The organism is Bacillus cereus group sp. BceL220 (assembly GCF_051776965.1).
Classification (GTDB): Bacteria; Bacillota; Bacilli; order Bacillales; family Bacillaceae_G; genus Bacillus_A; species Bacillus_A cereus.
The window spans coordinates 27103-54094 of sequence record NZ_JBPWBC010000013.1 but is presented as its reverse complement, the minus strand read 5'-3'; the positions used below and the strand labels follow the sequence as shown (position 1 = coordinate 54094).

The following is a 26992-nucleotide window of genomic DNA, read 5'->3' as shown; positions in this document are numbered from 1 at the left end:
CTAAACCGTCATCTTCCAACTAGATAACGCTAACCAATTCTCCATTTCTTTATAATCAGGCATTATCTTCCCGACAAGACGCCAAAAAGATCGATCATGATTTAAATGAACCATATGACACATTTCATGAACAACTACATAGTCAATTACTCGCTGTGGTGCCATTGCTAGCTTCCAATTGAATGTTAGTTGTAAATTCGAATCGCAAGTACCCCAAGTACGACTACTATCTGTAATACGAATAGAACGTGGTTTTGTTTTAAAGTTACTTTGATGCGCTTTAATACTCTTCTCTACTAATGACTTACACTGCTTATAGTAAAATCGTTTTAAAGCTTGCTGTATTTTCTCATCCTTTAGCTCTTTTACATAAATATGTAACTTATCCCCTTCAAAAATCGCATTGTCTTGCTCAATGCTTGCATCTTGGGAAATCTGTATCGGATACGTATTCCCTAAATACAAAAAGCCCTCTCCTTGATCATAATCCTTTTCCTGTGGTCCATGCGCTCGCTCCGCCATTTCCTTACGTGTTGTCTGAATCCAATCCCACTTCTCCTCTAGCAACTGGACTAAGTATTCAACAGGTGTTCCTTTCGGAGCCTGCACTTCCACATTTCCATACGAATCCACAAAAAGACGCACGGACTTTTTCTTCTTATAAGTTATATGAAAATTAATTGTCTCACCTAAATATGTATGTACCATTTCATCACCTAGCATAGTATTTTTACAAATAAAAAAGAGTAGGATACGAACGTCCTACTCTACCTATTATATCATTTACTGCTTTAGCAAGCTTATCACCCTCTATACTTTACACCTAATCCCTTAATGAAATTCCTTGCGTATCTATCGCCGCACTCTTTGTAATTTTTATGACCTTTTTTTCTTAATAGAGCGCCTAACTCTCCTTTTGTTACCGTAACGCCTACGCTATCTAATATATCAAGTACATCCTCACTCGTTAAAGATAGTGCGATTTTCATTTTCTTTAGAAGAAGGTTATTGGCACTCTCCTTGCTCTGTACAGGTGCAGGCTGCCCTGGTTTCGGATCTTGCTTTCCTCTTTTTAAAGTAATAAATCCATTTAAAAATGCCTCTAACATCATCATATCGCATGTTAATACGTACTCATCTTCAGCTACCTCATCATTTTCAGCTTCATGCTGAGGAGCCCTCTTTATTTTTGTAAGCATATCAACTACGTCTTCTTTCGTTACTTCCATCCCGCCAAGTTTAAAGATTTCTACCATATCTATATCTCTTATGTCTAAAGCGTATCGTACTCTTTTTAATATATCGTTGTTGCTCATTGCCATTGGGTTTCCTCCTGAAATGTTGATTATTTATTCAGCAGTTAAAGTTTATCCTATAACGTGCTTTAAATTATCATGTTTAATCTAACCTTTTAGTTATTATCCGCTAAATTAATACTTTAACATTTTAAAGATATGTTTTATAGTCTTACCCGAACTTTTCTCTATCATTGTATCTACACAGCTCTTACGTGTTTTTTATATGCCTATAAAAAGATTTCTCTCTTAACATTAACTAAAAGAAAAAAACAGTGCTTTGATTTCTCAAATACACTGTTCTTTTCCAGCTCTACGCTTATTTTCAACTCACTCATGTCATACATGAAATGATTTAACTGCTTAAAAGTTAAACCGTCTCACTATCCTGAGCCACACCAACACTATCCTCAAACTTATCCAACAAAGCACGCACCTCATCAGTCGATTTCGTACTCATCAATTGATTTCTCAATTCAGCAGCTCCAGGGAAGCCTTTTACATAAATTTTGAAGAAGCGGTGAAGCCCTGTGATTGAGCGTGGCAGTACTTCTGCATATTGATCTTGAAGATCAAGTTGTAGTCTTAAAAGATCTAGATGTTCTTTACTGCTATGCTCTCTTGGCTCTGTTTCAAACGCAAATGGATTTTTGAAGATGCCTCTTCCGATCATTACGCCATCAATGCCGTATTTTTCAGCAAGTTCCAGCCCCATTTTACGATCAAGGATGTCTCCATTGATTGTTATTAACGTATTTGGCGCAATACGGTCACGTAATTTTTTTATTTCCGGAATTAGTTCCCAGTGCGCATCTACTTGGCTCATTTCTTCTCTTGTGCGTAAATGAATAGAAAGGTTCGCAATATCTTGTTTGAAGATGTGCGTTAACCAATCTTCCCACTCGCTTAACTCTTTAAAGCCAAGTCTTGTTTTTACGCTGACAGGTAGTCCGCCCGCTTTTGCTGCTTGAATAAGTTCTGCTGCAACGTCTGGACGTAGAATAAGGCCACTACCTTTCCCTCTTGATGCTACATTCGGTACTGGGCAACCCATATTAATATCGATGCCTTTAAATCCTAGTTCTGCCATACCGATACTCATTTGACGGAAGTATTCGGGATTGTCTCCCCAAATATGTGCTACCATCGGTTGTTCATCTTCTGTAAAAATTAAACGGCCACGTACACTTTTCATACCTTCTGGATGGCAATAGCTATCCGAGTTTGTAAACTCTGTGAAGAATACGTCCGGACGACCAGCTTCACTTACTACGTGACGGAAAACAACGTCTGTCACATCTTCCATTGGTGCAAGTACGAAAAATGGTCGTGGTAATTCACGCCAAAAATTATCTATCATTTCAAATTCAAATCCTCTCACTATGAATACAATTTCAAAATCTAAATTTATAATTTGTGAAAATCAGCAATATTTATTTTAACTAAAATCGCTTATGAATGGTATTTTTGTAAACCAAAAAGCAGGTGGTATAGATTTTTTCTATATCAACTGCTTTCCTATTATACTAACTTAAGCCAAGCCACACACTCCACATGCGTCGTATGCGGGAACATATCAACAGGTTGTACTTCCTGTGTTTTATATCCGCCTTCTTCTAGTACTTTTAAATCACGTGCTAATGTTGCTGGGTTACACGATACGTATACGACGCGGTTTGGCTTCATGTCGATGATTGTGTTTAGTAATGCTTCATCACAGCCTTTACGCGGTGGGTCTACGACCATTGTGTCGGCGATTACGCCTTCTTTGTACCATTTTGGAATGACTACTTCTGCTTCTCCTACGCCAAATTCAGCGTTTGTCATGTTGTTTAGTGCTGCGTTTCGGTTTGCGTCTTCAATTGCTTCTGGGACGATTTCAACGCCGTACACTTTTTTCGCTTTTTGCGCTAGGAATAACGAGATTGATCCGATTCCGCAATAGGCATCGATTACTGTTTCGTTACCATTTAATTTTGCGTATTCTAACGTTTTATCGTATAGCACTTTCGTTTGTTCTGGGTTTACTTGATAGAATGAACGTGCTGAAATCGCAAATTTAATGTCACCGATAAAGTCATAAATATATTCTGATCCGTATAGTACTGTCGTTTTGTCTCCGAAAATTACGTTTGTACGCTTCGTATTTACGTTTTGAACAATTGATTTTACTTCTGGGAATTTCGCTGCAATTTCTTCAATGATTGCGTTTTTGTTCGGCAATTCTGCTGTACGCGTAATGAAGACAAGCATAATTTCCCCTGTTACTTGTCCGTAACGAGCCATTACGTGACGAAGTGTTCCTTTGTTACGCTCTTCGTTGTACGCAGTGATACCGTGCTTTTCACAAATACGTTTTACTTCTTGGATTAATGTATCGTTTTCTTCTGCCTGAATTAAGCATGATTCCATATTAATGATGTCATGCGTTCCTTGGCGATAAAAACCAGCTACAAGTCCGCCTTCACGTTCTCCGATTGGTACTTGTGCTTTATTACGGTATACCCACGGATTCTTCATGCCAAGTACAGGATGAACAGGAACATCAGCTAGTCCTCCGATACGCTGCATAACGTCACGTACTTGTTTTTCTTTCGCTTGTAATTGTCCTTCATAAGTTAAGTGCTGAAGCTGACAACCGCCGCACTGATTATATACTGGGCATTCAGCATCTTTACGATATGGACTTTCTGTATGAAGCTTCATTAAACGACCAAATGCGAAGTTTTTCTTCACTTTAATAATTTTAATTTGTGCTTCTTCACCTGGTAATCCGTTTTTAACGAAAATAGGATAGCCCTTTACTTTCGCAACACCGGCACCATCATGTGTTAAATCTTCAAATACTACATCTATAAACTCGTTTTTCTCAACTGGTGGCGTCATTTTAGTACTCATTTTCCGACCTCTCTTTTTCATAACACTGCGTTACATTTTATCATACTTATATGGTCTTTTTCTATTGGAAGAAAAAAAGCTATTGACGATACTTCTCTGTTAATGTTACGCTACTACTAATTTAATACGGACGATGTTACCTCATATATACTTGATAATATGGATCGAGAGTTTCTACCCGGCAACCTTAAATTGCTGGACTATGGGGAAAACTAATGAATATTAGCCTATGCGCAAAAAAGGACTCATATTGATTAGCTTTCTCTCATAGATGAAAGTGAATCCATATGGGTCTTTTTTTATTTTTATTTTTCTAAAAGGTCAGACATCTTACGTATGACATAAAACCTCGTTCTTTTATTTTTAGTAATATAACGAGCGTTTTATGTACAAACTTTATACGAACTTCTGAAAGGGGCAACTACATGCAATATGTAATGAGCATTATCGGTATTCTTGCCGTGTTAGGTTTATGTTTTGCTTTGTCAAACAACAAAAGTAAAATCAACTTCCGTGCAATTGCAATTATGATTGGTTTCCAAATTTTAATCGGTTGGTTTATGTTTGCTACAAAGATTGGTCAACAAATCATTATTTTCATTAGTAAAGTTTTCAACAAACTAATTAAACTTGGTACGACAGGTGTCGATTTTCTCTTTAATGGAATTCACAGAGATTTTGTCTTTTTCTTAAACGTATTATTAATTATCGTATTTTTCTCAGCACTACTTTCAATCTTTAGTTATTTAGGTGTTTTACCATTCATCGTTCGCGTTGTCGGCGGTGCTATTTCAAAAATTACTGGTTTACCACGCGTTGAGTCATTCCACGCAGTAAACTCTGTATTCTTCGGTTCAAGTGAAGCGTTAATCGTTATTAAAAACGATTTACAGCATTTCAATAAAAACCGTATGTTTATCATTTGTTGTTCTGCGATGAGCTCCGTTTCTGCTTCTGTTACAGCATCATACGTAATGATGTTAGATGCAAAATACGTGCTAGCAGCTCTTCCGCTAAATTTGTTCTCAAGCTTAATCGTTTGTTCGTTATTAACACCAGTTGATACGAAAAAAGAAGATGAAGTGATTCAGAAATTTGATAGAACTCTATTCGGAGACAGCTTTATCGGCGCAATGATTAACGGTGCGCTTGATGGTTTAAAAGTCGCTGGTATCGTTGCCGCATTAATGATCGCCTTTATCGGTGTGATGGAAGTTGTAAACTACGTAATTAGTGCAGCTTCAGGCGCAATGGGACATGCTGTTACTTTACAACAAATCTTCGGTTACGTACTTTCTCCATTCGCATTCTTAATGGGTATTCCAACTCAAGATATTATCCCAGCTGGTGGTATTATGGGTACGAAGATTGTTTTAAATGAGTTTGTAGCAATCCTTGATTTAAAAGACACAGCTACAACATTAGCTCCACGTACAGTTGGAATCGTTACAGTATTCTTAATTAGCTTCGCAAGTATTAGCCAAATTGGTGCAATCGTTGGTACAATCCGTGCCCTTTCTGAAAAACAAGGAAGCGTTGTTTCTAAATTTGGTTGGAAAATGCTATTTGCATCAACACTTGCTTCTATTTTATCTGCGACAATCGCTGGATTGTTTATTTAATAAAAAATCACCTTACTTTAACGAGTAAGGTGATTTTTTTGATTCTTTATGAAATCGAACGGAATTCGACTACTTCCTCGTTACTAATAAGTTTTCCTTCGTGTATGCCTTTTACTGAAATAACCATAACAGATTTATCTTCTCCTTCAAGCTTTCCTAAAGAGAATAAATAGATTAAATTTTCTTTTTGTAACATCCATTGTTTTCCATTTACTCGACCTAATATTCTTTTTTCTGAAGATGGCTTTATTTCTCCAACATACTGACATTCTCCAAAAGAAGTTTTTATTATATTCTTCTCTGTATCAATTACTAGATGCTGGAATAGTTCTAGGTTTCTACTTGAAACAATTTCAATTTCATGGTTACTTTTTTGCTTAAATTGAAGTTTTCCATCACTTGTATTAGATAAACTACTATTCTCAACGGCGTTTCTAAAAAAGTTATATTCTTCTTCTGTAATACCAAAGTTAGGATGATACGGCTTCACCTGTTTATCTATATGCCCTGATATGTAGTTTACGTACCACTCTTTATCATTCTTCACATGATCACTCATCTTTTTAGTAATAACCTCTACTTTTTTACGTGTATCACGATCCATCTCTAGTGTCATGATATCCGCCGTCACTTCCGCATTCATAAGATGCGATGGAATATACTCTTCCACACTATTCGCTTTACTCACTTCACTTTGGCAACCAACTATAAATAGTGAAATGAAAAAGATATATATTATTTTTTTATATTTCATTTCTATTCTCCACTCCATACATTATTCTTACTTAGTTTTATAGCGGTTTTTATTATAGTATAAAATCTTTATATTTTAATAAAATCCATATCTGTATGCGAAATTGCATATTAATAAGTCTTCTTCTTACTTTAAAATTAGCTTAAATCACTTTCCAAATTATACAAATAACAAGTTTAAAATGTTATAATTTTCAAAAAACCATTGGAGGATATTATGAAAGCCCACGCAATTTTCGATTTCTTACATTTACTAGTCTTAACGCTGAAAAGCTATTATGTATGGGGAATGCCTATCTATGTCTTCGTTATTCCTCTTATCTTTGTAGTCGGTTATATTATTATTAATTCTAATAAGAAACAAAAAAATACATCTATTCAAAGTCACTAATCTATTACCTTAATAGCCTCCTAAAAATCATATTCCCCTCATTTTCTTCAAATGATATGATGAACAAGGGTATATCCCCACCACTCTTATAGCGGTGGGGATTTTAATGTCAATATGCAACATACTACACAATAGAAGGTGATTTTCATGAGAAAATACGCAGCAATTGCTTTATGTACGTCTGCCATTCTAGCAGGCTGTAATACTAACAATGTAAGTCCAGAACCTAAAAAAGAGAAAACGGCTCAAGGGATTAAGAAACAAGAAGAGACTGTGCAAGAACAAGGTAAAATCTCATATAATGCAGTTACACACGAATCTACAAACACAAGTATTCATATTACAGACATAAAAGATTCTTTAAATGAAGTACAATATAAAATTTGGCGCACAGCTGATGGCAAGGAAAGTGCTAAATTTTTTTCTTCTAAAGAAAAAGAGAAACAATTCACACTTCCTTTTGATATAAAGGAATTTGGAGGAAAACGCGGTGAGTTCCAAATTGAAGCAATAGGAATGAAAGAAGATGGGAAAACAATCCCGCTTACGAAATCTACTATTACTTTCGAACAAAAGGTTCCTGTTCTTATGTATCACGCAATTGATGATTATCATGGTCAAGGTATTAAAGACTTATTCGTATCACCAGCTAACTTTGAAGCACAAATGAAACATTTAAAGGACAATGGTTATACGCTGTTAACGTTTGAACGCTGGGGCGATATAAATAAAGTAAATAAGCCGATTTTCGTTACATTTGATGACGGTATGAAAAATAATATGAATGCATTTCTCGTTTTACAAAAGCTAAAAGATGATACTTTTAAACCGGCAGCAACAGAATATATGATTGTTGATAACGTTGATGTAGAAGGAGCATTGTCTACTTCTGAAATAAAAGAAATGGTTGATTCCGGCATTTTCTCGGTGCAATCTCATACTGCAACACATGCAGACTTGCCGAAAATTACAAACTATGAGGAAGAGTTAAAAGGTTCAAAAGAAAAGCTAGAAAAAATAACAGGTAAGCCTGTTATCGCGATTGCTTATCCATTCGGTCATGTAGATGATAAGGTTGTTGCAGAAACGAAGAAGTATTATCAATTTGCGACGACGACAAAGCCTGGGCAATTCATTACGAAGGGTGAACCTGATGAATTGTTAAAGATGAAGCGCGTTCGTATACACCATACAACGACTGTAGAGCAGTTTGCTTCTTCAATTAAGTAAATGTAAGAGCTCAATACATTTTGAGCTCTCTTTTTACTTTATATTTATATATATTTTTAGAATTTTCTTGTATTATATATAGTAAGAAATCTTTCAAATTAAAGGAGATTATACATATGTCATTTGAACAAACGTTAGAGAAATATGCTGCTCTTGCAGTTAATGTTGGTGTTAATATTCAACCTGGACAAACTTTATCAATTAGTGCACCTCTTGAAGCTGTACAATTTGTACGCCTCGTTACAGAGAAAGCATATAAATCTGGTGCAAAACACGTATATGTGGATTGGAATGATGAGACGTTAACACGCTTAAAGTTCGATCTAGCTCCTGAAGAAGCTTTCTCTGAATTCCCTTCTTGGAAAGCACATGCTCGTGAAGAATTAGCAAAAGAAGGCGCTGCATTTATGTCTATCTATGCAGAAAACCCTGATTTATTAAAAGGTGTAGAAGCAACACGTATCGCAACAGCTCATAAAGTAGCTGGAGAAGCGATGAAAGTATACCGTGATTACGTACAAGCCGATAAAGTAAGCTGGTGTGTAATTTCTGTTCCTACGAAAGAATGGGCTGCGAAAGTATTCCCTGACGTAGCGCCAGAAGAACAAGAAGCAAAGTTATGGGATGCTATTTTCAAAGCTACTCGTGCTGATTTAGAAAATCCTGTAGAAGCATGGAAAGAACATGATGAAACATTACATACAAAAGTGGATTACTTAAACGAAAAGCATTATAAAGCTCTTCACTATACAGGTCCTGGAACAGATTTAACAATCGAACTTCCAGAAAAACATGTATGGGCTGGTGCTGGTAGCTTAAATGAAAAGAACGTACCATTTATGGCTAATATTCCAACTGAAGAAGTATTTACAATGCCACTTAAAACAGGTGTAAACGGCCAAGTTTCTAGTACAAAACCGTTAGTATTTGCAGGTAATATTATCGATAATTTCACGTTAACATTTGAAAACGGACGTATCGTAGACTATAAAGCTGAAGCTGGTGAAGAAGCTTTAAAACATTTAGTAGAAACAGATGAAGGTTCTCACTTCTTAGGAGAAGTAGCTTTAGTACCTCATGACTCACCAATTTCAAACACAAATGTTTTATTCTACAATACACTATTTGACGAAAATGCATCTTGCCACCTTGCAATCGGAAATGCTTATGCATTTAACTTAGTTGGCGGAAAAACAATGTCTAAAGAAGAACTTGCTGAAAACGGCGCAAACGCTAGTATTACACACAACGACTTCATGATTGGATCCGCTGAGCTTGATATCGATGGTATTACAGCTGATGGCAGACATGAGCCTATCTTCCGTAAAGGTAACTGGGCGTTTTAATAAAGTGAAACTTTAATCAGCCCTCACCAATTGGGCTTTTCCGGGCAGCCCGATCCCCCACCTAACTTCTTTGCTTTCGCTGAATTTTGAGGTAGAGGTCTTACTGCCCGGAAAATAGCGGGATAAAAGTAAAGGCTATCTTCCACACAGGAAGATAGCCTTTTATGATGCCGATGAAACCTTAAGACCAATGACACCCAAAACAATAAAGAGAATACAAAATGCTTGGAATAAGCTAATATGCTCTTTAAAAAAGTACACACTAATGATTGTAATAAGTAACGTTCCAACGCCAGACCAAATGGCATAAGCAATACTTAAATGAATCTTTTTAACGACGATAGCAAATACGCTGAAACAAATTCCATAAAATACGAAAATAAGTACACTTGGAACGAGCTTTGTTAAACCATTTGATAGTTTCATTGCGATTGTTCCAGCTACTTCAAAAATAATTGTAACAAGTAATAATAGCCAATATACCATACTAGAATCTCCTTCTCTGTTACCTTATAGAGATTCTAGTATACTACTTATAGTCCTAATGAAATATATTTAATTTCTAAATATTCCTCGATGCCGAAATGGCCTCCTTCACGGCCGATACCACTTTCTTTAAATCCACCGAATGGTGCTTGTGCAACTGATGGAAGACCATCGTTTAGACCGATAATACCGTACTCTAACGCTTCACTAATTTGGAATGCTTGGCTAATGTCTTTCGTGAAAATATACGCAGCTAAACCGTATGGTGTATTATTTGCACGTTCGATTACTTCATCAACTGTTTTAAATTTCGCAACTGGTGCCACTGGCCCAAATGTTTCTTCATTCATACAAAGCATCGTATCATTTGCCAACCCAATTACAGTCGGTTGAATGAAATGTCCCTCTAACTCTGCGACCTTTTGACCACCATATAAAACTGTTCCACCTTTTTGAATAGCATCTTCAATATGTTCTTGTACTTTTGAAACTGCATTCTCATCAATAAGTGGCCCGACAGTCGTTCCGTCACCGAAACCGTCTCCTACTTTCAAGTGCCCTACTGCCTTTTGGAACTTCTCTACAAATACTTCGTATACTTCTTCTTGAACGAATACTCGGTTTGTACATATACACGTTTGTCCTGCATTACGGAATTTCGAACCAATCACCGCTTCTACTGCTTTATCTAAATCTGCATCATTCATTACGATAAACGGAGCGTGTCCCCCTAACTCAAGCGAAACTTTTTTCATCGTTTGCGCCGCACTAGCCATTAACTCTTTCCCGATTTCCGTTGACCCTGTAAAGGACACTTTTCGAACGCGACCATCTTCCATCCATGTATCAGCAATTGCTTTTGCACTACCTGTTACGATATTGATTACGCCCTTTGGAATATCTGCTTCATGGGCTAATTCAGCTAATTTCAATGCAGTTAATGGCGTTTGACTTGCCGGTTTCACAACGGCTGTACAGCCTGCTGCAAGCGCTGGGGCTACCTTTCTCGTAATCATAGCAGCTGGGAAGTTCCAAGGTGTAATAGCTGCCATAACGCCAACTGGTTGCTTCATAACTAAAATGCGCTTATTCGGATGAGAAGCAGGAATCATTTCACCGTATACGCGTTTCCCCTCTTCTGCATACCATTCAACAAAACTGTTTGCATAATTTACTTCACCAAGCGCTTCTGCAAACGGCTTTCCTTGTTCCTTCGTCATAATCGCTGCGATCTCTTCTTTATTTTCATCAATAAGCGTAAACCACTTTTTTAACTTCGTGGCACGATCTGCTGCCGTTAACTTAGACCACGTTTTAAAAGCTTCATGCGCAGCATCAACAGCTTGCTTTGCCTCTGTTACTCCGCCTTTTGGTACAGTTGCAAATATTTCCTTCGTCGCAGGATTATTTACTTCAATTTGTTCTTGTAGTGTAATCCACTCACCATTTATATACATCGCCTTTTTATCTATACTCACGAAAGTCGCCTTTTTATCCAATGTTTTCTTCCTCCTCTATGAACTTCTTAATTTTCCTAGTAGCAGCAGATTGACTAATTTGCAAAAACTCAGCCACTTTATAACTTGATCCATACGTTTTATACGCTTTAAGAATAATATTTCTCTCTACCTCTTCCAGCATTTTATAAAGACTTTGCCCTGATTGTTCAACTGCAGCCTCTTGCATAGAGAGTGGCAAATCCTCTACCGTTACAACATCATCGACAGTAATAACAATTCTCTCAATTACATTCTCTATTTCTCTATTGTTTCCTTCCCACGGATATCCGACAAACATTTGTAACGTACTCGGCGCTAGTTTCACATCACGTCCGTACTTTTTATTAAAGTGCTGCAAGTAATGATAAATAAGCGGCAAAATATCTTCTGTTCTCTCCCTAAGCGGGGGAATTGCAATTGGAATAACATTCAAACGATAGTATAAATCTTTCCGAAATGTTCCTTGTTTCACCATCTCGCTTAAATCTCTATTTGTTGCCGCCACAATTCGAACATCTACTTTTTTTAATTCTCTTCCGCCTATAGGACGAAATGTTTTTTCTTGCAATACTTGCAAAAGCTTCGCTTGAATTTCAATCGGCATTTCACCGATTTCATCTAAAAAAAGAGTTCCTTTATGCACGGATTCTAATAGTCCCTTTTTCCCTTCACGATTCGCACCTGTAAAAGATCCACCTGAATATCCAAAGAGCTCCGATTCAATTAAATTAGTTGGCAATGCCGCACAATTAATTTCATAGAAACTTTCATTCTTACGGTGACTCACTTCATGTAAATGGCGTACTAATCGGCTTTTTCCTACTCCAGTCTCGCCTAAAACGAGAACAGTACTATCCACTACAGATACTTTTTTGATTGTATCGACTATTTTTTGCATAGCTAGACTTTTAAAAATAAGTCCTTCATGCTCATATGTTTCTCTTAATTCTTTTTTATATGTTTTTAGCTGATTATCCATTTCCTCTACCTTTTGACGTAATTGATAGAGTTCAGTAAGGTCGCGAGAATAACTAATCACTCTTCTTAAATTTCCCTCATCATCAAAAACAGGCCTTGTACGAACGTGTAAATACTCTCCTGATTTTGTAGTTTGAACGAGTTCAATTGGCCTCTTTTTTTCAATCACTTCTAATGTCGCTGATGGATAAAAGATTCCATCCTTTTGTAGTTCTTTTACATGCTTACCAACTAACTCTTCTGCAGCTAGTTGGTAGTGCCTTTCACATGTACTATTTACACGCACAACGATCCCTTGCTCATCTGTAACAAAAATTTCGTCAAACGCATATTCAAATACATCTTTTAAATCCATTAACACTCGTTCCTTTTCTGCAACCATCCTAGCCACCCCTAACTTCAAATACATCGATCCACTTCACTACCTTTATTATAAAGTGAATTTTCTGCATTTAATATAGAGTCAGCTAGAATGTTTGCTATTTATACTTCCGTTTTTAAACGCGAGCGATGTTCGTTTGCTCATAACAAGCTTGCAATGATTCTTCAATTATTGTTAAACCTTCTTCAAGTTGATCATCTGTAATAACTAAAGGCATTAACACACGGATAACATTTCCATATGTTCCTGCTGATAATAACAGTAACCCGCGCTTATTTGCTTCTGCACATAGATTAGCCGTTAACGTTTTGTCAGGTGCTTTCGTCTTACGATCTTGAACGACCTCAAATGCACACATTGCTCCTAACCCACGCACATCACCAATGCAATGATATTTATTTTTCATCTCTTCGAATCGGTTCATTACGACTTTTCCTAATTCTATCGCTCTATCATTTAATTTCTCATTTTCTATTACATCGAGAACAGCTAAGGCAGCCGCACATCCTAATGGACTTCCTGCATACGTTCCACCGAGTTCACCTGGTGCAGATTCATTCATAATTTCTTTACGTCCAATGACACCACTTATCGGTACACCAGCCCCTAATGATTTAGACACTGTAATTAAATCTGGAACGACATCATAATGATCAATTGCAAAATATTTTCCTGTACGACTAAAGCCTGTTTGTATTTCATCCGCTACAAATAAGATGCCGTTCTCTGAACAAATGCGACGTACTTCTTGAACAAATTTCTTACTTGGGACGATAAATCCACCTTCCCCTTGAACAGGTTCCATTACAACAGCTGCAATTGTTTCTGGTGCTACTTCCGATATGAAGAAGTTCTTAAACTCTTCAATAATAAAATCATCATACTGCTCTTCCGTTAATCCCTCTGGGCGACGGTATTCGTATGGAAATGGCGCTTTATATACTTCTGGAGCAAAGGGACCAAACCCAAATTTATATGGCTTCACTTTACTTGTCATCGTCATTGTCATTAATGTACGCCCGTGGAAACCTTTAGAAAATGCGATAATACCAGGTCTCTTCGTATATTTACGAGCGATTTTCACCGCGTTCTCAACTGCTTCTGCACCACTATTTAAAAATAGGACTTGCTTATCGAAACTTCCTGGTGCCAATGCCGCAAGCTTTTCCGCTAATTCAATATATGGCTCATACATCATGACATTAAATCCAGTATGAATGTATTGATCGACTTGTTTATGGAGCGCCTCTTTAACCGTTGGATGACAATGTCCTACGTTAATTGTCCCGATTGCTCCTGCAAAATCAATGTACTGATTGCCATCAACATCTGTTACAAGAGCACCATTTGCAGATTGTACAAACGTTGGGATGCCGTTACTTACTCCTTTTGGTACTATATTTTGACGGCGTTCCAATAAAGATGCCGCTTTCGGTCCTGGAATTTGTTCATTTACTTTAGCAAATTTTTTTGTATTCATTGCGTACCCCATCCTTTTCTTTACATTGTTTTCTCTTCTTATTGCAAAATATATGCCAACTTTCTTTTCTAGCATTTATCCTATATTCTTTGTATCCAGGCATAAAAAATAAGTCTATAAAGACTCATTAAGAGTCTTTATAGACTTATTTTCCTTACACATTAGACTTTTCTTTCTCCCAGAAAAACTCACCCGATTGAGAAATAAACTCCCCAACAGAATCTAACACTAAATCAGCAAGTGGTTCTAATGTTGGACGATCCCCCGTACCAGAAAGGACTCCAATTGCATAGCAATCACCGCCATTTTTAGCTAAATGTAAATCCGTTGGCGTATCTCCAACAACCGCAACCTCACATGATTCTAAATTAAATTTCTCACAAAACACTTCTATAATCTTTTTATCTGGTTTTTGCGCAGGGAATGTATCCGAGGCTATAATATAATCAAAAAAGTTCTCCAACTTATATTGTTTTAAAAATAATTCTGTTGGTGCAAAATCATCCGCCGTGACAACCCCTAATATAAATCCTTTATCTTTTAATGCCTGTAACACTTTCGGTAAATCCGCTGTCATTTTCATATGCGAACGATACTCATACATAAGGGAAAATAACTTCTCACTTACCCAATGATGCATCTCTTCTTCTCTAGCAGACTCAATATAATTACAAAGCCCCTTCGCTACATCAAGGCTTGTTCCAGCAGCTATTGCACTCCTCGGATTAACAAATGCTCCCTCTACACCAATCTCTTCTAATAAGGTCTGCCCTATTGTACTTGGTAAATGATATAAACTTATACATTCAGCTACAAGTTCTTCAGCTACTTTTATCCATATTGAATGAAAATCCATTAATGTCCCATCTTTATCAAATAGTATTGCTTTTACCTTCTCCATAGCATCCTACCTCTCGTTTCTTATCTCCTCCAGTGTATCAATAAAATATGGATGTAAAATAAAAGAATTGTAAAAATACCATAAAAATCAAACTAACTCCCAATTTACAATTCATTTTAACAAAGTAAAAAAGGATGCCTTTACAGGGCATCCTCTTGATGTTCAGGAACAAATAGTTCTAAACAATGATATATATTTTCGAATTCCATCGGTGCATCTCCACCATACTCACCATCTAAATTAATCATTAGTTTATCTGGTGAATGTACTTTAATTCGGTTCGCTTGTGTATATAACACTTTTGGATTGTTAATATGTTCACCACGTTGTGCTTGTGTTGCTGCTTTAATCAAATCAGCGATAGAACCTTTTTTCAGTACTAATAGATCAAATAACCCATCGTTAATAGATGCATACGGTGCTACCTTTTCAAATCCACCTACTGAACGAGTATTCGTAATTAAAAACATTGTAATTTCTTCTTGTAGTAATTTTCCATCATACTCAATTTCAACATATGTTGGATGTAATGATGGTAACATCTCGATACCTTTTAGGTAATAAGCAAGTTGTCCTAATACTGTCTTTAACTTACTCGGTACCTCGTATGTTAATTCTGTAATACGACCGCCACCAGCGATGTTAATAAAATATGTATCGTTCGCTCTACCAAGGTCTAATGGCACTGTTTTTCCTTCGCAAATAATATCTGCTGCCTCTTCAATAGAACGAGGTACACCAATCGCACGTGCAAAGTCATTTGTCGTTCCAACTGGAATAATTCCAAATTTCGGACGGAATTCATGCCCAACTAAACCGTTTACTACTTCATTTAACGTACCGTCGCCACCAGCCGCAATAACAACATCAAACTTACGATCCGCAGCTTGCCTCGCCGCCACAGTAGCGTCTCCAGGACCCGTTGTCGCATGACAAGATGTCTCATAGCCAGCTTGTTCTAATTTTTGTAATACTTCTGGTAAGCTCTTCTTAAATAGCTCACGCCCAGAAGTAGGATTATAAATAATTCTTGCTCGCTTCATCATTTATTAGCACAGGAAATTTCTTTATGTATCGAAAAAGAACATACTGAACTTCTATTCAGTATTCCCATGCCTACCTCCTCTCATCTTGCTATCCTTCTTTTATCCCGCTCAAACAGGCAGTAAGAACCCGATTCGTGTAGTCCATCAAAAGTAAATATTCATTTCAATGGTTTTTTTATTTGACCCAAAAATTTATCCCGCTATTTGCAGGCAGTAAATGCCCGATTGGTGAGGGCTAATAATCAGTGTTGGATGAACCTCCTACTGATTAAAGTTTCACTTTATTTCTATCCATTCTTCCATAAAAATTTACATATAACGAATAATAACTATCTATTATTTCATGAGATGAAAAAAACCTCTATGTTTAGATTTATCATTATTCCCACCTTTTTGCAACTATCATACCATAGTTGCTATACAAACATTTTTCCACTTTTGACAGTTAATCAAACGTTTGTTTAAACGATTTTGTCTCATTTAAACAAACGTTTGATTAACCTAGAAAAACACCCATGTACGGGTGTTTTTCTGCTTAATCTTTAAAAGTCACTACTATTATCGCTTATTAATCTCTTCAAGTAAGATTTTGTTAACAAGCGGTGGATTTGCTTGTCCTTTTGTAGCTTTCATAATTTGACCAACTAAGAAGCCAATTGCACGGTCTTTACCGTTTTTAAAGTCTTCGATAGATTGCTCATTATTATCAAGAATTTCTGTTACAACTTTACGAAGTGTACCCTCGTCAGAAATTTGAACAAGACCTTTCGCTTTTACGATTTCTTCTGGGTCTCCACCTTTTTCAATTAATTCATTAAATACTTTCTTCGCGATTTTAGAAGAAATTGTACCTTTTTCAATTAATTGAACCATTTTAGATAAACCAGCAGGCGTTAATGCAACGTCTTTTAATTCTTTTTGTTGTTTGTTTAAGTATGCAAGTACTTCACCCATTAACCAGTTCGATGTTAATTTCGCATCAGCACCGTCTGCAACAGTTGCTTCAAAGAAATCAGACATCTCTTTCGTTAATGTTAACACGTGTGCATCATAAGCTGGTAAGCCTAGTTCTGCAACGTAGCGAGCTTTACGTGCATCTGGAAGTTCTGGAATAGAAGCTCGAACTGCTTCTTTCCACTCATCATCGATGTAAAGTTCAACTAAGTCTGGCTCTGGGAAGTAACGGTAATCGTCAGATCCTTCTTTCACACGCATTAAGATTGTTTTCTTCGTTGCTTCATCATAACGACGTGTTTCTTGTTGGATGATGCCACCAGATAACAATTCTTTTTCTTGGCGCACTTGCTCATGCTCAAGACCTTTTTGTACGTAAGTGAATGAGTTTAAGTTTTTCAGTTCCGCTTTTGTACCGAACTTTTCTTGTCCAACTGGACGAAGAGAAATGTTCGCATCACAACGCAAGGAACCTTCTTCCATCTTACAATCAGATACACCAGTGTATTGAATAATTGATTTTAACTTCTCTAAGTATGCATATGCTTCTTCTGGCGTACGCATATCTGGCTCAGATACGATCTCGATTAAAGGCATACCTTGACGGTTGTAGTCTACTAATGAACCATCAGCTGTATGCGTTGATTTACCAGCATCTTCTTCTAAATGAAGACGTGTAATACCGATACGTTTCTTTTTACCGTCTACTTCGATTTCAATCCAACCATTTTCACCAATTGGCTTATCAAATTGAGAGATTTGGTAAGCTTTCGGGTTATCTGGATAGAAATAGTTTTTACGGTCAAACTTCGTTTCCGTTGCGATTTCACAGTTTAATGCCATTGCAGCTTTCATTGCAAAGTTAACTGCTTCTTTATTTAAAGTAGGAAGTACCCCTGGGTATCCTAAGTCAATTACACTTGTTTGTGTATTTGGCTCCGCTCCGAATTCTGTTGGACTCGCAGAGAAAATTTTCGAATTTGTTTTTAACTCAACGTGAACCTCTAAACCAATAATTGTTTCTAAATTCATCTATGCTCGCCTCCTTACAGACTTGCTTTTTTTGTATGATAGTCTGTTGCTTGCTCAAATGCATGTGCAACGCGGTAAATTGTCGCTTCATCGAAGTGTTTACCAATGATTTGTAGACCAAGTGGCATGTTGTTAGCACCGAATCCACATGGAACTGAAATCGCTGGAACACCCGCTAAGTTTACTGGGATTGTTAAAATGTCATTTGCATACATTGTCATTGGATCGTCAACTTTTTCTCCCACTTTAAATGCCGGAGTTGGTGTTGTTGGTCCAATAATAACATCATAGTTAGCAAATACATTTTCAAAGTCGTTCTTAATTAATGTACGTACTTGTTGTGCTTTTTTGTAATATGCATCATAGTAACCAGAGCTAAGAGCAAATGTACCAAGCATAATACGACGTTTAACTTCATCACCGAAACCTTCACTACGTGTGTTTTTGTAAAGGTCTAATAAGTTATTTACATTATCAGAACGAACACCGTAACGCACGCCATCAAAGCGTGAAAGGTTAGCAGATGCTTCAGAAGAAGATAGTAAGTAATACGTTGCTAGAGCGTATTTAGAGTGTGGAAGAGATACTTCCTCCCAAGTTGCGCCCATACCTTCTAATACTTTTAAAGCAGCTAGTACTGACTCACGAGCTTCTTCGCCAACACCTTCGCCTAAGTATTCTTTCGGTACAGCAATGCGTAAACCTTTAACATCGCCTGTTAAACCAGCTAAATAGTTTCCAACTTCAACGTTTGCAGAAGTTGCATCCATGCGGTCAATACCTGAAATAGCTTGTAATAAGTATGCATTGTCTTCTACTGTACGTGTAATCGGTCCGATTTGGTCTAGTGAAGATGCGAATGCTACTAATCCGTAACGAGATACGCGTCCGTAAGTTGGTTTTAAACCTACAACACCGCAATATGCAGCTGGCTGACGGATAGAACCACCCGTATCAGAACCTAGAGAGAATAGTACTTCTCCTGCTGCTACAGCTGCTGCAGAACCACCACTAGATCCGCCTGGAACGTAATCTAAGTTCCATGGGTTTTTCGTAGCGTAGAATCCTGAGTTTTCATTTGAAGAACCCATTGCGAACTCGTCCATGTTTAATTTACCGATTGTAATTGTGTCAGCAGCTTTTAGCTTTTGCACAACTGTCGCATCATAAATTGGATCGAAGTTTGCTAACATTTTGCTCGCACAAGTTGTACGAAGACCGTTAGTTACAATGTTATCTTTTACACCAATTGGCATACCGAATAATAAACCATTATCTTCAGCGCCGATTTTTGCATCTAATTCTTTCGCTTTTGCGCGTGCATTTTCTTCATCTAATGTAAGAAAAGCTTTTACGTTATCTTCAACATCCGCAATACGTTTGTAAGATTCTTCTACTAAATCCGTAACGGAAATTTCTTTGTTGTTTAACTTCTTATGTAACTCTGATACTGAATGATCAAATAATGACATCGAAATTCCCCTCCTCTATTCTAATACTGCTGGAACACGGATTTGATTATCTTTGTGATCCGGTGCATTTTTTAATACTTCTTCGACTGGTAAACCTTTTTCTGGTACATCTTCACGCATAACATTTTTCATAGTTAATACATGAGTTGTTGGTTTTACATCTGTTGTATCTAATTCATTTAACTGTTCTGCAAATGTAACAATTGCATCTAGTTGTTTTTGAAATTTTTCTGCTTCTTGATCAGTAATTGCAAGACGTGCTAAATGTGCTACGTGCTTTACATTCTCAACGGAAATTCTTGACACGGCTAGGCCACCTCCATAATATATCGTTCAATCTACAATACTATTGATGATACCAAATTTTCAGTACTTCAAGCAAGTCAACACAGAGTACTTACGCCATTTTTACATAAAAAAAGAAAGGCAAATGCCTTTCTTTACAATTTACTCTTTATCTAACGGTTTATTTTTCGGAAATCTCTCGTTATCTTCTTCATTATCACGAATTGTTTTTTGTAATACAAAACAAGACATCGTTAAAAATAATGTTCCAATTAAATAGTATCCTTTTACACTAAGCGTTTCATCTAACGTATAAATCCCAATTAGCATACCTGAAAGCGCACAAACAAATGAAGTCCATGCTAAAAACGTGAACGCTTGCGTATTACGTCTTCTCATCGTTCTCCCCCTCGTTAGCTGTATACCCATTATAGATAAGTATATTTACCATGATGGATTTTTATGTAAATTCTAGTTTTATATTTATAAATCTATCATAAAAGAATACTATTTTAAAGAAAGTTTTCTGCCTAATCTGAAAAAAACAATCAAAACGATTGACATTTATTTCTATTCTGCATAAAATAAAAATAAATATTACGAACCTCGAAATATACGGGAGTGGAATTAATTGTTGCAATATGAACATTTTTTAGACTTACTGCTAGATAACGCCAAGAAACTTTTCTATCCTGAAGAATGGGTAAGCCTTGATTTAACACTTTCCAAAACAGAAGTATTTTGTTTACTTTGGATGGAACGAAATACAGATATTACAATGACGAAAATTGCTGACCTTCTTGATATACCGATGAGTACAACGACGGGCGTTGTAAATCGCCTTGTAAAAAAGGGATATATTGAACGCTACCGTGATGAAAACGACCGACGTATTGTATTAATTCGGTTAACAGAAACCGGCGTAATGCTCGTTCAAGAAGTAAAACAAAATGCAGCCCATTACTTTAGCTTAGTGACAGAAGCATTGTCAGAAGAAGAAAAAGCATTCTTACTACAAATCTTCCAAAAGATTATGAATCACATTGCTACCTCACAGCAAAAAACAGAAGAAAAGGTTTCTACACCTAAAATGAAAAACATTCCGATTGAATAAAACCCTATCTGGGTTTTTATTCAATCATTTACTTCGACACTCGTAATATTCGACATTCGAAACAAAGGGGATATGAATGATGAGAATTATCTTGTATACAGGTAAAGGCGGCGTAGGAAAAACTAGCATTTCAGCAGCAACAGCAATTCAAAGCGCAAAACAAGGATTAAAAACTTTAGTCATGAGTACAGATCCTGCTCATAGTTTAGGAGATTCATTTGGTATAAAGCTATCTTCTGAGCCATTAGAAATTCGTGAAAATTTGTGGGCACAAGAAATTAATACGATTTATGAGATGGAAAAAGGATGGGGAAAATTACAGAAATATATTACACTACTCTTCACTTCCAAAGCAGCCGATGATATTACAACAGAAGAATTAACGATGTTTCCTGGTATGGAAGATTTAATTAGCTTACTTCGCGTACTCGATTATTATAAACAAAACACATATGATGTTATCATTATTGATTGTGCTCCAACAGGAGAAACATTAGCAATGCTAAGCTTTCCAGACATGCTCGGCTGGTGGATGGAAAAATTGTTTCCTATTAAAAGAAAAGTTTTAAAAGTCGTTCGTCCTGTAGCTCAACCACTCCTTGGTGTCCCTCTTCCAACCGACGATATTATGGACGAATTAACAAATACACTTGAACAGCTCGGAGAAATGAGAGATATTTTATCAAACCGAGAAGTAACAAGTATCCGCATCGTTGTAAATCCTGAAAAAATGGTCATTAAAGAAGCTCAGCGTAGCTTTACTTATTTAAATTTATACGATTATAACGTAGATGCCATTATGATTAATCGCGTCATCCCTAACACCGTCACCGATCCTTATTTTCAAGCATGGAAAGATACGCAAAAGAAATATAAAACATTAATTCAAAATAGTTTTGATCCACTTCCTATTTACGAAGCTCCAATGTTTGAACAAGAAGTTGTTGGTTTACCTATGTTAGAGCGTGTAGGAGATGCTTTATTTAAAACTGATCATTGTCCTACTGAAGTTAAATTTAACGGCCGCACACAATATGTAAGAAAAGATGGCGATGATTATATTTTCATTCTTTCTATTCCCTTCTCAAACAAAAGTGAACTTTCATTAAATCAAAAAGGTGATGAGCTAATTATTCGAGCTGGCTCTGTGAAACGAAATATTACATTGCCAAAAACGTTAACACACCTTTCTATTCAAGGAGCAAAATTTGAAGAAGATATACTAAACATTCGGTTTGGAGGTGTAGTGCATGCATGAGGAACTACTACGAAGGGTAATTCGTACAAAAGTAAAAGTCGGGATGCATATATTAGAAGAGCTACCTAATCCAATCCAGCAATCAGCTAAGCAAATATTAAATATTTTGCAAGAGGAGCTAGCTGCTTATCCGAAAGAACGAGAGCATCATGAAAATAATTTAAAAAATATCATAATTGAATAACTATCTGTATAGAGGGCTTTTTTAGGCTTTCTATACTTTATTGGAGTGATGTAAGTTGATGAAAAAGCATTCCACTACTATACTCTGGATCATTCCCTTATTATTTTTCATTCATAACCTTGAAGAAGCTTTCCAAATGCCACAATACCTTGCTAATCAATTTTCAATTCATCTTATAACTAGCCAACAATTTTTCATTGCCATTTCCGTATTAACAATCTTTGTCTTACTTATCATCTTTCTATATCAACTGAACTTCTTGTCTTCTATATACTGGATTATTTTTATACAAGGGGCTATCTTCTTCAACTCTGTTCAACATATTGTTTTGTTTTTCATTTATCGCTCCTATAACCCCGGCGTAATATCCGCAGTTTTCATTGTTATCTTTTCTATTTTCTTTTTTTCATCCCAAAAACACTTAATTCATAAAAAGCAATTCGTAATTATACTCATGTTCAGCTTATTTTCTTACCCCATTATAATTTGGATTACCTTACTATTTGCTAGTTGCTTTCATTCATAAAGTAAAACTTTAATCAGTAGGGGTTTTACGGGGTAAAAAAAGACCAGGAAAACTCCTGGTCCATTACTCTACTTAACAAACATGGGATTCTATGTTATACAAAATTGGAAGGTACAGAATTAGGGTTTGTTTGTTAAGTAGATTATATGTTGAACGAACTAACAGCGGAGGGGTTCCTTCTGTTAGTCCATTAAACCCAATGATTATTTCACGATTTTTTCAAGCTCCTCAAGTGAAAGATCTACTGAAATTGAACCATCATTTGTTTCTTTCTTAATTGCATCTGTTACTTCTTTTGAATGGTATAATTCAATTACTTTTTTCAGTGTTGGATCATCTTTATCTTTCGTACGAGCTGCGAAAATATTAATATAAGGCTTCGCATTTTCATTCTTTGGATCTTCTAAGAAAATAGGATCCTTCGCTGGATCTAATCCAGCTTGACCAGCAACACCGTTATTAATAACTGATGCCGCTACATCTTTTAACACACGAGGTGTTTGCTGTGCGATAACCGGCGTGATTTTTAACTTCTTCGGATTTTCAGCAATGCCGCTTGGATCTCCAAATAGACCAAAATCCTTTTTCAGCTTTAATAATCCAGCTGCATCAAGAAGTTTTAATGCACGTGCTTGGTTCGTTGGATCGTTTGGAATTGCAATTTCTGAACCATCTGGAATTTCATTTGCCTTCTTATATTTTTCAGAGTATAAACCCATTGGCGCAATTTGTGTTGTACCAACAGCTGTAATATCTAACTTATGCTCTTTTTTAAATTGCTCTAAGAAAGCAATATGCTGAAATGAGTTTAATTCAATATCTCCATCAGCTAAAGCTTTATTTGGAGTTGTATAATCAGAGAACTCCACCAGTTTAATCTTAATCCCTTCTTTTTCAGCTTTTTTCTTCAAAATTTCCCAAGCGTCTCCATCCGTTCCAGTTACACCGACGCGAACTACTTTTTCTTTCGCTCCTGCACCCGTGTCTCCACTTGAGCAGCCACTTAATGCTGAGACTCCTACAATCGCTGATAATGCAAATGCTAAAATTTTCTTCATTTTCTTTTCCTCTCTTCCTTTTTATGATCTACGTAACAAGACTTTCGCAAAGTAGTTTCCTAAATTTTGAGCTATCTGTACGAGAATAATAAGTAAAACAACCGTTACAAACATAACTGATGTATCAAAACGTTGATAACCATATGTCATTGCCAAGTCACCAAGACCGCCACCACCGACAAGCCCAGCAACTGCAGAAAATTCAATTAAACCAACTGTCATAAATGTGACACCTAAGATTAATGGTGCTAACGCTTCTGGTACAAGGATTTCAAAAACGATTCTAATTGGCGAGGCGCCCATTGCTTGTGCTGCCTCAATTACTCCTTTCGGAACGGAAACAAGATTTGTTTCAACCATTCTAGCAATACCAATTGATGCGACTAACGTCATCGGGAAAATTGCTGCTGCTGTTCCAATCGTCGTTCCAATAACGCTTCTCGTTAGTGGACTTAAAGCTACTAAAAAGATAATGAATGGTACCGGACGAATTGTATTAATTATGATGTTAAGAATAGAAAAGACCCATTTATTTTCTAAAAAGTTTCCTTTTCTCGTTACATATAAAAGTAAACCTAGAGGTATACCCAGAATTGTAGCGAATATAAGGGTTACAATTACCATTAAGAGGGTATCCCCCGTCGCATCTAGTATGCGCGGCCAAAATATACTCCAATCAACTCGCATGAGCTTCTACCTCCTTCAGCTGCACTTGCAGTCTTAGATGTTGTAATGCTTTTTGAATTTCCCTCTGCTCACCTTGCAATTCTACAAGCAGATTTCCAAATAGCACATTTTGAAGTTCAATAATATTTCCGTACAGTACATTTACATCGACGTTATAGTTTTTTGCGATATATGATAGTACCGGCTGTCCTGTCTCCTCACCAGTAAATGTTAGACGATAAATTTGACCACCATTTTGAATTTTCGCTAGAACACTTTCTGGTAAATGATCATTAATAACAGAACGTACAAAGTTTTGAGTCGTCTTTGTTTTGGGTTGCGTGAAAACATCGAACAGTTTTCCTTCTTCAATAACTTTTCCCTTCTCCATTACAGCTACACGGTGACAAATTTCTTTCACAACATGCATTTCATGTGTAATAAGAAGGATTGTTAAATTGTATTCTCGATTTACTTTCTTTAATAAGTTTAGAATTTCTGTCGTCGTTTCTGGATCTAAGGCTGATGTTGCCTCATCACATATAAGAATATCTGGCGATGTCGCAAGTGCTCTAGCAATACCAACACGTTGCTTTTGTCCCCCTGATAGCTGTTCTGGATAATAGTTTGCTTTATCTTCTAACCCTACAAACTTCAGCAGTTCATTCACTCGTTCCTTTATCTCGTTCTTTGGCAATTTCGCTAACTTTAATGGATAAGCAATATTCCCAAATACTGTTCTTGAATTAAATAAATTAAAGCTTTGAAAAATCATTCCGATTCTTTGTCTTAGTTTGCGTAATTCTTTCGTCGATAATGATGTAATATCTTTATCATCTATTGCAATCGTTCCTGACGTTGGTCTCTCTAACATATTTACTAAGCGTAATAATGTACTCTTTCCAGCGCCACTAAAACCGATAATGCCAAAAATTTCGCCTTTCTCAACTGATAATGTTACATCCTCCACCGCATGAACAGATTGCCCAGCTGATTCATACACTTTACTTACATTGTTAAAAGAAATCATTTTTTCCCCTCCTATATGCTGTAAAAACTTGAAGTAGAGCTTTCGAGGTAAAATAAAAAGTGCTCTCCTTCTTATCAACCATAAAGATAAGAAGGAGAGCACTTATATGTACTCGTTCACAACTTCTCATCTTCCAAGCCTTTATATGGCTTGCTGGAGTTAGCACGGTATTAAAAAACCCGTTGCTGAGGTATCGTAGGGCCAGTCCCTCCACCTCTCTGGATAAGAATGTATCGATTTAATTGTCATTTAATTAATTCTCATTATAGAACTCAGAATAATAAGAGTCAATACATTTTTTAGAAAAATATTAATTATTCCTTTATTAAAATTTTCAGATGAAAATTCATGAGAAAATAGTAACTTTCAAGGTTATTTAAAATTCTTCTTCCTCATATTTTTAAACAGGAGAATCCTCTCTACGAATTGAATAAATTTATTTGAATATGAAACTCGGAGGCAGATAAATATATGAAAACAGCTCTTTTACTCGTCGATATTCAAAACGATTATTTTCCAAATGGAAAGATGGAATTGCGTAATCCAGTAGAAGCAAGCGAATATGCTAATCAGTTATTACAACACTTTAGAACAAACAGCGAATCTATTTTTCATATCCAACACGTAGCTATAAAAGATAACGCTACTTTTTTCCTACCTAATACAGAAGGTGTACATATTCACGAAAGCGTACGTCCACTTAGAGAAGAAACAGTTATAGTCAAACATTATTCAAATAGCTTCCGAGAAACTAATCTTCTAGAGCAATTACAGCGTTTAGACATTGAACATGTCGTCGTATGCGGGATGATGACTCATATGTGTATTGATGCTACAGTAAGGGCTGCATTTGATTTTGGTTTTCAATGTACCGTTATACACGATGCTTGTGCTACAAAAGACCTTTCTTTTAAGAACGCTACTATACCAGCTGTTTATATTCACAATACAATTTTAGCTAGTTTAAATGGCGTATATGCAAATGTAATAAGCACGAAAGAATTTTTAGCTACATAAAAAAACACTCCTTTCAGTGAGCAAAACCGAAAGGAGTGTTCCTTGTCGAACCATAGATTTTCTTTCAAATTGTATTATACAGGAAATTC

Annotated in this window: 27 protein-coding genes and 2 riboswitches; of the genes, 9 read left to right on the top strand and 18 right to left on the bottom strand. The window is 36.4% G+C overall.

Annotated elements, in window-relative coordinates; all coding sequences use genetic code 11:
• The 4 genes from ACS2FK_RS24645 to rlmD all read right to left on the bottom strand — a co-directional run bounded on the left by ACS2FK_RS24645 (position 1) and on the right by rlmD (position 4193).
• Positions 1 to 708 carry a M48 family metallopeptidase gene (locus ACS2FK_RS24645; RefSeq protein WP_000233754.1) on the bottom strand — a complete coding sequence of 236 codons (708 nt, stop codon included), beginning with the start codon at positions 706 to 708 and terminating at the stop codon, positions 1 to 3.
• Positions 709 to 803: 95 nt separating this feature from the next.
• Complete coding sequence (locus tag ACS2FK_RS24640; protein ID WP_001251731.1) at positions 804 to 1322, bottom strand: DUF1456 family protein; 519 nt, start codon at positions 1320 to 1322, stop codon at positions 804 to 806.
• A gap of 343 nt (positions 1323 to 1665) precedes the next feature.
• Positions 1666 to 2655 (bottom strand): tRNA dihydrouridine synthase, encoded by a 990-nt coding sequence (locus ACS2FK_RS24635; RefSeq protein ID WP_063546291.1) that lies wholly within the window; start codon positions 2653 to 2655, stop codon positions 1666 to 1668.
• Between the two features lie 161 nt (positions 2656 to 2816).
• Entirely contained in the window at positions 2817 to 4193 is a 1377-nt protein-coding gene (gene rlmD, locus ACS2FK_RS24630) for a 23S rRNA (uracil(1939)-C(5))-methyltransferase RlmD (RefSeq protein ID WP_063546289.1), read from the bottom strand.
• 121 nt (positions 4194 to 4314) lie between these two features.
• Positions 4315 to 4416: riboswitch (purine riboswitch) on the top strand.
• Between the two features lie 202 nt (positions 4417 to 4618).
• Here rlmD and ACS2FK_RS24625 point away from each other — a divergent pair.
• Complete coding sequence (locus ACS2FK_RS24625; RefSeq protein ID WP_001200491.1) at positions 4619 to 5815, top strand: NupC/NupG family nucleoside CNT transporter; 1197 nt, start codon at positions 4619 to 4621, stop codon at positions 5813 to 5815.
• A gap of 46 nt (positions 5816 to 5861) precedes the next feature.
• Here the strand turns inward: ACS2FK_RS24625 and ACS2FK_RS24620 are convergent, their stop codons facing one another.
• Complete coding sequence (locus tag ACS2FK_RS24620; RefSeq protein ID WP_000875605.1) at positions 5862 to 6569, bottom strand: hypothetical protein; 708 nt, start codon at positions 6567 to 6569, stop codon at positions 5862 to 5864.
• Between the two features lie 216 nt (positions 6570 to 6785).
• Here ACS2FK_RS24620 and ACS2FK_RS24615 point away from each other — a divergent pair, with 216 nt between their 5' ends.
• From ACS2FK_RS24615 to ACS2FK_RS24605, 3 genes are all read left to right on the top strand, one after another.
• Entirely contained in the window at positions 6786 to 6959 is a 174-nt protein-coding gene (locus ACS2FK_RS24615; RefSeq protein ID WP_000643594.1) for a hypothetical protein, read from the top strand.
• A 147-nt stretch (positions 6960 to 7106) separates the two neighbouring features.
• Positions 7107 to 8189: a polysaccharide deacetylase family protein gene (locus ACS2FK_RS24610; RefSeq protein ID WP_063546287.1), complete on the top strand. Its 1083-nt coding sequence runs from the start codon at positions 7107 to 7109 to the stop codon at positions 8187 to 8189.
• Between the two features lie 116 nt (positions 8190 to 8305).
• Positions 8306 to 9535: an aminopeptidase gene (locus tag ACS2FK_RS24605; RefSeq protein ID WP_000007372.1), complete on the top strand. Its 1230-nt coding sequence runs from the start codon at positions 8306 to 8308 to the stop codon at positions 9533 to 9535.
• A gap of 162 nt (positions 9536 to 9697) precedes the next feature.
• Here the strand turns inward: ACS2FK_RS24605 and ACS2FK_RS24600 are convergent, their stop codons facing one another.
• The 10 genes from ACS2FK_RS24600 to ACS2FK_RS24555 all read right to left on the bottom strand — a co-directional run bounded on the left by ACS2FK_RS24600 (position 9698) and on the right by ACS2FK_RS24555 (position 20449).
• Positions 9698 to 10021 (bottom strand): DMT family transporter, encoded by a 324-nt coding sequence (locus ACS2FK_RS24600; RefSeq protein ID WP_000263262.1) that lies wholly within the window; start codon positions 10019 to 10021, stop codon positions 9698 to 9700.
• A gap of 47 nt (positions 10022 to 10068) precedes the next feature.
• A complete protein-coding gene (gabD, locus tag ACS2FK_RS24595) occupies positions 10069 to 11520 on the bottom strand; it encodes an NADP-dependent succinate-semialdehyde dehydrogenase (RefSeq protein ID WP_063546285.1) in 1452 nt (483 codons plus the stop codon).
• Positions 11513 to 12880, bottom strand: a complete 1368-nt coding sequence (locus tag ACS2FK_RS24590) for a sigma-54 interaction domain-containing protein (RefSeq protein ID WP_063546283.1) — start codon at positions 12878 to 12880, stop codon at positions 11513 to 11515. Before ACS2FK_RS24590 ends, gabD begins: the two co-directional genes overlap by 8 nt.
• A gap of 115 nt (positions 12881 to 12995) precedes the next feature.
• On the bottom strand, positions 12996 to 14360 hold the full coding sequence (gene gabT, locus ACS2FK_RS24585; protein WP_063546281.1) for a 4-aminobutyrate--2-oxoglutarate transaminase: 1365 nt from the start codon (positions 14358 to 14360) through the stop codon (positions 12996 to 12998).
• 154 nt (positions 14361 to 14514) lie between these two features.
• The gene (locus tag ACS2FK_RS24580) at positions 14515 to 15261 is read right to left on the bottom strand and encodes an HAD family hydrolase (protein ID WP_000416662.1); all 747 of its coding nucleotides are present in this window, start codon (positions 15259 to 15261) and stop codon (positions 14515 to 14517) included.
• 140 nt (positions 15262 to 15401) lie between these two features.
• Positions 15402 to 16307: a diacylglycerol kinase gene (locus ACS2FK_RS24575; protein WP_000977679.1), complete on the bottom strand. Its 906-nt coding sequence runs from the start codon at positions 16305 to 16307 to the stop codon at positions 15402 to 15404.
• Positions 16308 to 16865: 558 nt separating this feature from the next.
• A complete protein-coding gene (gene gatB, locus ACS2FK_RS24570; protein WP_001047685.1) occupies positions 16866 to 18293 on the bottom strand; it encodes an Asp-tRNA(Asn)/Glu-tRNA(Gln) amidotransferase subunit GatB in 1428 nt (475 codons plus the stop codon).
• 14 nt (positions 18294 to 18307) lie between these two features.
• Positions 18308 to 19765: an Asp-tRNA(Asn)/Glu-tRNA(Gln) amidotransferase subunit GatA gene (gene gatA / locus ACS2FK_RS24565; RefSeq protein WP_000051441.1), complete on the bottom strand. Its 1458-nt coding sequence runs from the start codon at positions 19763 to 19765 to the stop codon at positions 18308 to 18310.
• A gap of 15 nt (positions 19766 to 19780) precedes the next feature.
• A complete protein-coding gene (gatC, locus tag ACS2FK_RS24560) occupies positions 19781 to 20071 on the bottom strand; it encodes an Asp-tRNA(Asn)/Glu-tRNA(Gln) amidotransferase subunit GatC (RefSeq protein ID WP_000086999.1) in 291 nt (96 codons plus the stop codon).
• Positions 20072 to 20212: 141 nt separating this feature from the next.
• On the bottom strand, positions 20213 to 20449 hold the full coding sequence (locus ACS2FK_RS24555; RefSeq protein WP_001254393.1) for a YiaA/YiaB family inner membrane protein: 237 nt from the start codon (positions 20447 to 20449) through the stop codon (positions 20213 to 20215).
• A gap of 232 nt (positions 20450 to 20681) precedes the next feature.
• On the opposite strand from ACS2FK_RS24555, the gene ACS2FK_RS24550 reads away from it, so the two are divergent.
• From ACS2FK_RS24550 to ACS2FK_RS24535, 4 genes are all read left to right on the top strand, one after another.
• Complete coding sequence (locus ACS2FK_RS24550; protein ID WP_000942489.1) at positions 20682 to 21164, top strand: MarR family winged helix-turn-helix transcriptional regulator; 483 nt, start codon at positions 20682 to 20684, stop codon at positions 21162 to 21164.
• A 76-nt stretch (positions 21165 to 21240) separates the two neighbouring features.
• Positions 21241 to 22422, top strand: a complete 1182-nt coding sequence (locus ACS2FK_RS24545) for an ArsA family ATPase (RefSeq protein WP_002182396.1) — start codon at positions 21241 to 21243, stop codon at positions 22420 to 22422.
• The gene (locus ACS2FK_RS24540) at positions 22415 to 22606 is read left to right on the top strand and encodes a DUF3926 domain-containing protein (RefSeq protein WP_000544108.1); all 192 of its coding nucleotides are present in this window, start codon (positions 22415 to 22417) and stop codon (positions 22604 to 22606) included. Before ACS2FK_RS24545 ends, ACS2FK_RS24540 begins: the two co-directional genes overlap by 8 nt.
• A gap of 58 nt (positions 22607 to 22664) precedes the next feature.
• Positions 22665 to 23132, top strand: a complete 468-nt coding sequence (locus ACS2FK_RS24535; protein ID WP_120460225.1) for an HXXEE domain-containing protein — start codon at positions 22665 to 22667, stop codon at positions 23130 to 23132.
• 203 nt (positions 23133 to 23335) lie between these two features.
• Here ACS2FK_RS24535 and ACS2FK_RS24530 read toward each other — a convergent pair whose 3' ends face one another.
• The 3 genes from ACS2FK_RS24530 to ACS2FK_RS24520 are packed head-to-tail and all read right to left on the bottom strand — an operon-like array spanning position 23336 to position 25886.
• Positions 23336 to 24190: a MetQ/NlpA family ABC transporter substrate-binding protein gene (locus ACS2FK_RS24530; RefSeq protein WP_000721596.1), complete on the bottom strand. Its 855-nt coding sequence runs from the start codon at positions 24188 to 24190 to the stop codon at positions 23336 to 23338.
• A 21-nt stretch (positions 24191 to 24211) separates the two neighbouring features.
• On the bottom strand, positions 24212 to 24877 hold the full coding sequence (locus ACS2FK_RS24525) for a methionine ABC transporter permease (protein ID WP_001261865.1): 666 nt from the start codon (positions 24875 to 24877) through the stop codon (positions 24212 to 24214).
• Complete coding sequence (locus ACS2FK_RS24520; RefSeq protein WP_000622973.1) at positions 24867 to 25886, bottom strand: methionine ABC transporter ATP-binding protein; 1020 nt, start codon at positions 25884 to 25886, stop codon at positions 24867 to 24869. Before ACS2FK_RS24520 ends, ACS2FK_RS24525 begins: the two co-directional genes overlap by 11 nt.
• 123 nt (positions 25887 to 26009) lie before the next feature.
• Positions 26010 to 26115, bottom strand: a riboswitch (SAM riboswitch).
• 242 nt (positions 26116 to 26357) lie between these two features.
• On the opposite strand from ACS2FK_RS24520, the gene ACS2FK_RS24515 reads away from it, so the two are divergent.
• The gene (locus ACS2FK_RS24515; protein WP_063546279.1) at positions 26358 to 26903 is read left to right on the top strand and encodes a cysteine hydrolase family protein; all 546 of its coding nucleotides are present in this window, start codon (positions 26358 to 26360) and stop codon (positions 26901 to 26903) included.
• Positions 26904 to 26992: the final 89 nt, after the last annotated feature.

What these genes read in the sequence shown, in the direction of transcription:
- ACS2FK_RS24540 (WP_000544108.1), top strand. Translation starts at nt 22,415, where the DNA reads ATGCATGAGGAACTACTACGAAGGGTAATTCGTACAAAAGTAAAAGTC.
- ACS2FK_RS24620 (WP_000875605.1), bottom strand. Translation starts at nt 6,569, where the DNA reads ATGAAATATAAAAAAATAATATATATCTTTTTCATTTCACTATTTATA.
- ACS2FK_RS24610 (WP_063546287.1), top strand. Translation starts at nt 7,107, where the DNA reads ATGAGAAAATACGCAGCAATTGCTTTATGTACGTCTGCCATTCTAGCA.
- ACS2FK_RS24590 (WP_063546283.1), bottom strand. Translation starts at nt 12,880, where the DNA reads ATGGTTGCAGAAAAGGAACGAGTGTTAATGGATTTAAAAGATGTATTT.
- ACS2FK_RS24635 (WP_063546291.1), bottom strand. Translation starts at nt 2,655, where the DNA reads ATGATAGATAATTTTTGGCGTGAATTACCACGACCATTTTTCGTACTT.
- ACS2FK_RS24545 (WP_002182396.1), top strand. Translation starts at nt 21,241, where the DNA reads ATGATGAGAATTATCTTGTATACAGGTAAAGGCGGCGTAGGAAAAACT.
- ACS2FK_RS24580 (WP_000416662.1), bottom strand. Translation starts at nt 15,261, where the DNA reads ATGGAGAAGGTAAAAGCAATACTATTTGATAAAGATGGGACATTAATG.
- ACS2FK_RS24625 (WP_001200491.1), top strand. Translation starts at nt 4,619, where the DNA reads ATGCAATATGTAATGAGCATTATCGGTATTCTTGCCGTGTTAGGTTTA.
- ACS2FK_RS24520 (WP_000622973.1), bottom strand. Translation starts at nt 25,886, where the DNA reads ATGATTTCTTTTAACAATGTAAGTAAAGTGTATGAATCAGCTGGGCAA.
- gabT (WP_063546281.1), bottom strand. Translation starts at nt 14,360, where the DNA reads ATGAATACAAAAAAATTTGCTAAAGTAAATGAACAAATTCCAGGACCG.
- rlmD (WP_063546289.1), bottom strand. Translation starts at nt 4,193, where the DNA reads ATGAGTACTAAAATGACGCCACCAGTTGAGAAAAACGAGTTTATAGAT.
- ACS2FK_RS24555 (WP_001254393.1), bottom strand. Translation starts at nt 20,449, where the DNA reads ATGAGAAGACGTAATACGCAAGCGTTCACGTTTTTAGCATGGACTTCA.
- ACS2FK_RS24535 (WP_120460225.1), top strand. Translation starts at nt 22,665, where the DNA reads ATGAAAAAGCATTCCACTACTATACTCTGGATCATTCCCTTATTATTT.
- ACS2FK_RS24640 (WP_001251731.1), bottom strand. Translation starts at nt 1,322, where the DNA reads ATGGCAATGAGCAACAACGATATATTAAAAAGAGTACGATACGCTTTA.
- ACS2FK_RS24515 (WP_063546279.1), top strand. Translation starts at nt 26,358, where the DNA reads ATGAAAACAGCTCTTTTACTCGTCGATATTCAAAACGATTATTTTCCA.
- ACS2FK_RS24525 (WP_001261865.1), bottom strand. Translation starts at nt 24,877, where the DNA reads ATGCGAGTTGATTGGAGTATATTTTGGCCGCGCATACTAGATGCGACG.
- ACS2FK_RS24615 (WP_000643594.1), top strand. Translation starts at nt 6,786, where the DNA reads ATGAAAGCCCACGCAATTTTCGATTTCTTACATTTACTAGTCTTAACG.
- ACS2FK_RS24600 (WP_000263262.1), bottom strand. Translation starts at nt 10,021, where the DNA reads ATGGTATATTGGCTATTATTACTTGTTACAATTATTTTTGAAGTAGCT.
- ACS2FK_RS24530 (WP_000721596.1), bottom strand. Translation starts at nt 24,190, where the DNA reads ATGAAGAAAATTTTAGCATTTGCATTATCAGCGATTGTAGGAGTCTCA.
- ACS2FK_RS24575 (WP_000977679.1), bottom strand. Translation starts at nt 16,307, where the DNA reads ATGATGAAGCGAGCAAGAATTATTTATAATCCTACTTCTGGGCGTGAG.
- gatA (WP_000051441.1), bottom strand. Translation starts at nt 19,765, where the DNA reads ATGTCATTATTTGATCATTCAGTATCAGAGTTACATAAGAAGTTAAAC.
- ACS2FK_RS24645 (WP_000233754.1), bottom strand. Translation starts at nt 708, where the DNA reads ATGGTACATACATATTTAGGTGAGACAATTAATTTTCATATAACTTAT.
- ACS2FK_RS24605 (WP_000007372.1), top strand. Translation starts at nt 8,306, where the DNA reads ATGTCATTTGAACAAACGTTAGAGAAATATGCTGCTCTTGCAGTTAAT.
- gatB (WP_001047685.1), bottom strand. Translation starts at nt 18,293, where the DNA reads ATGAATTTAGAAACAATTATTGGTTTAGAGGTTCACGTTGAGTTAAAA.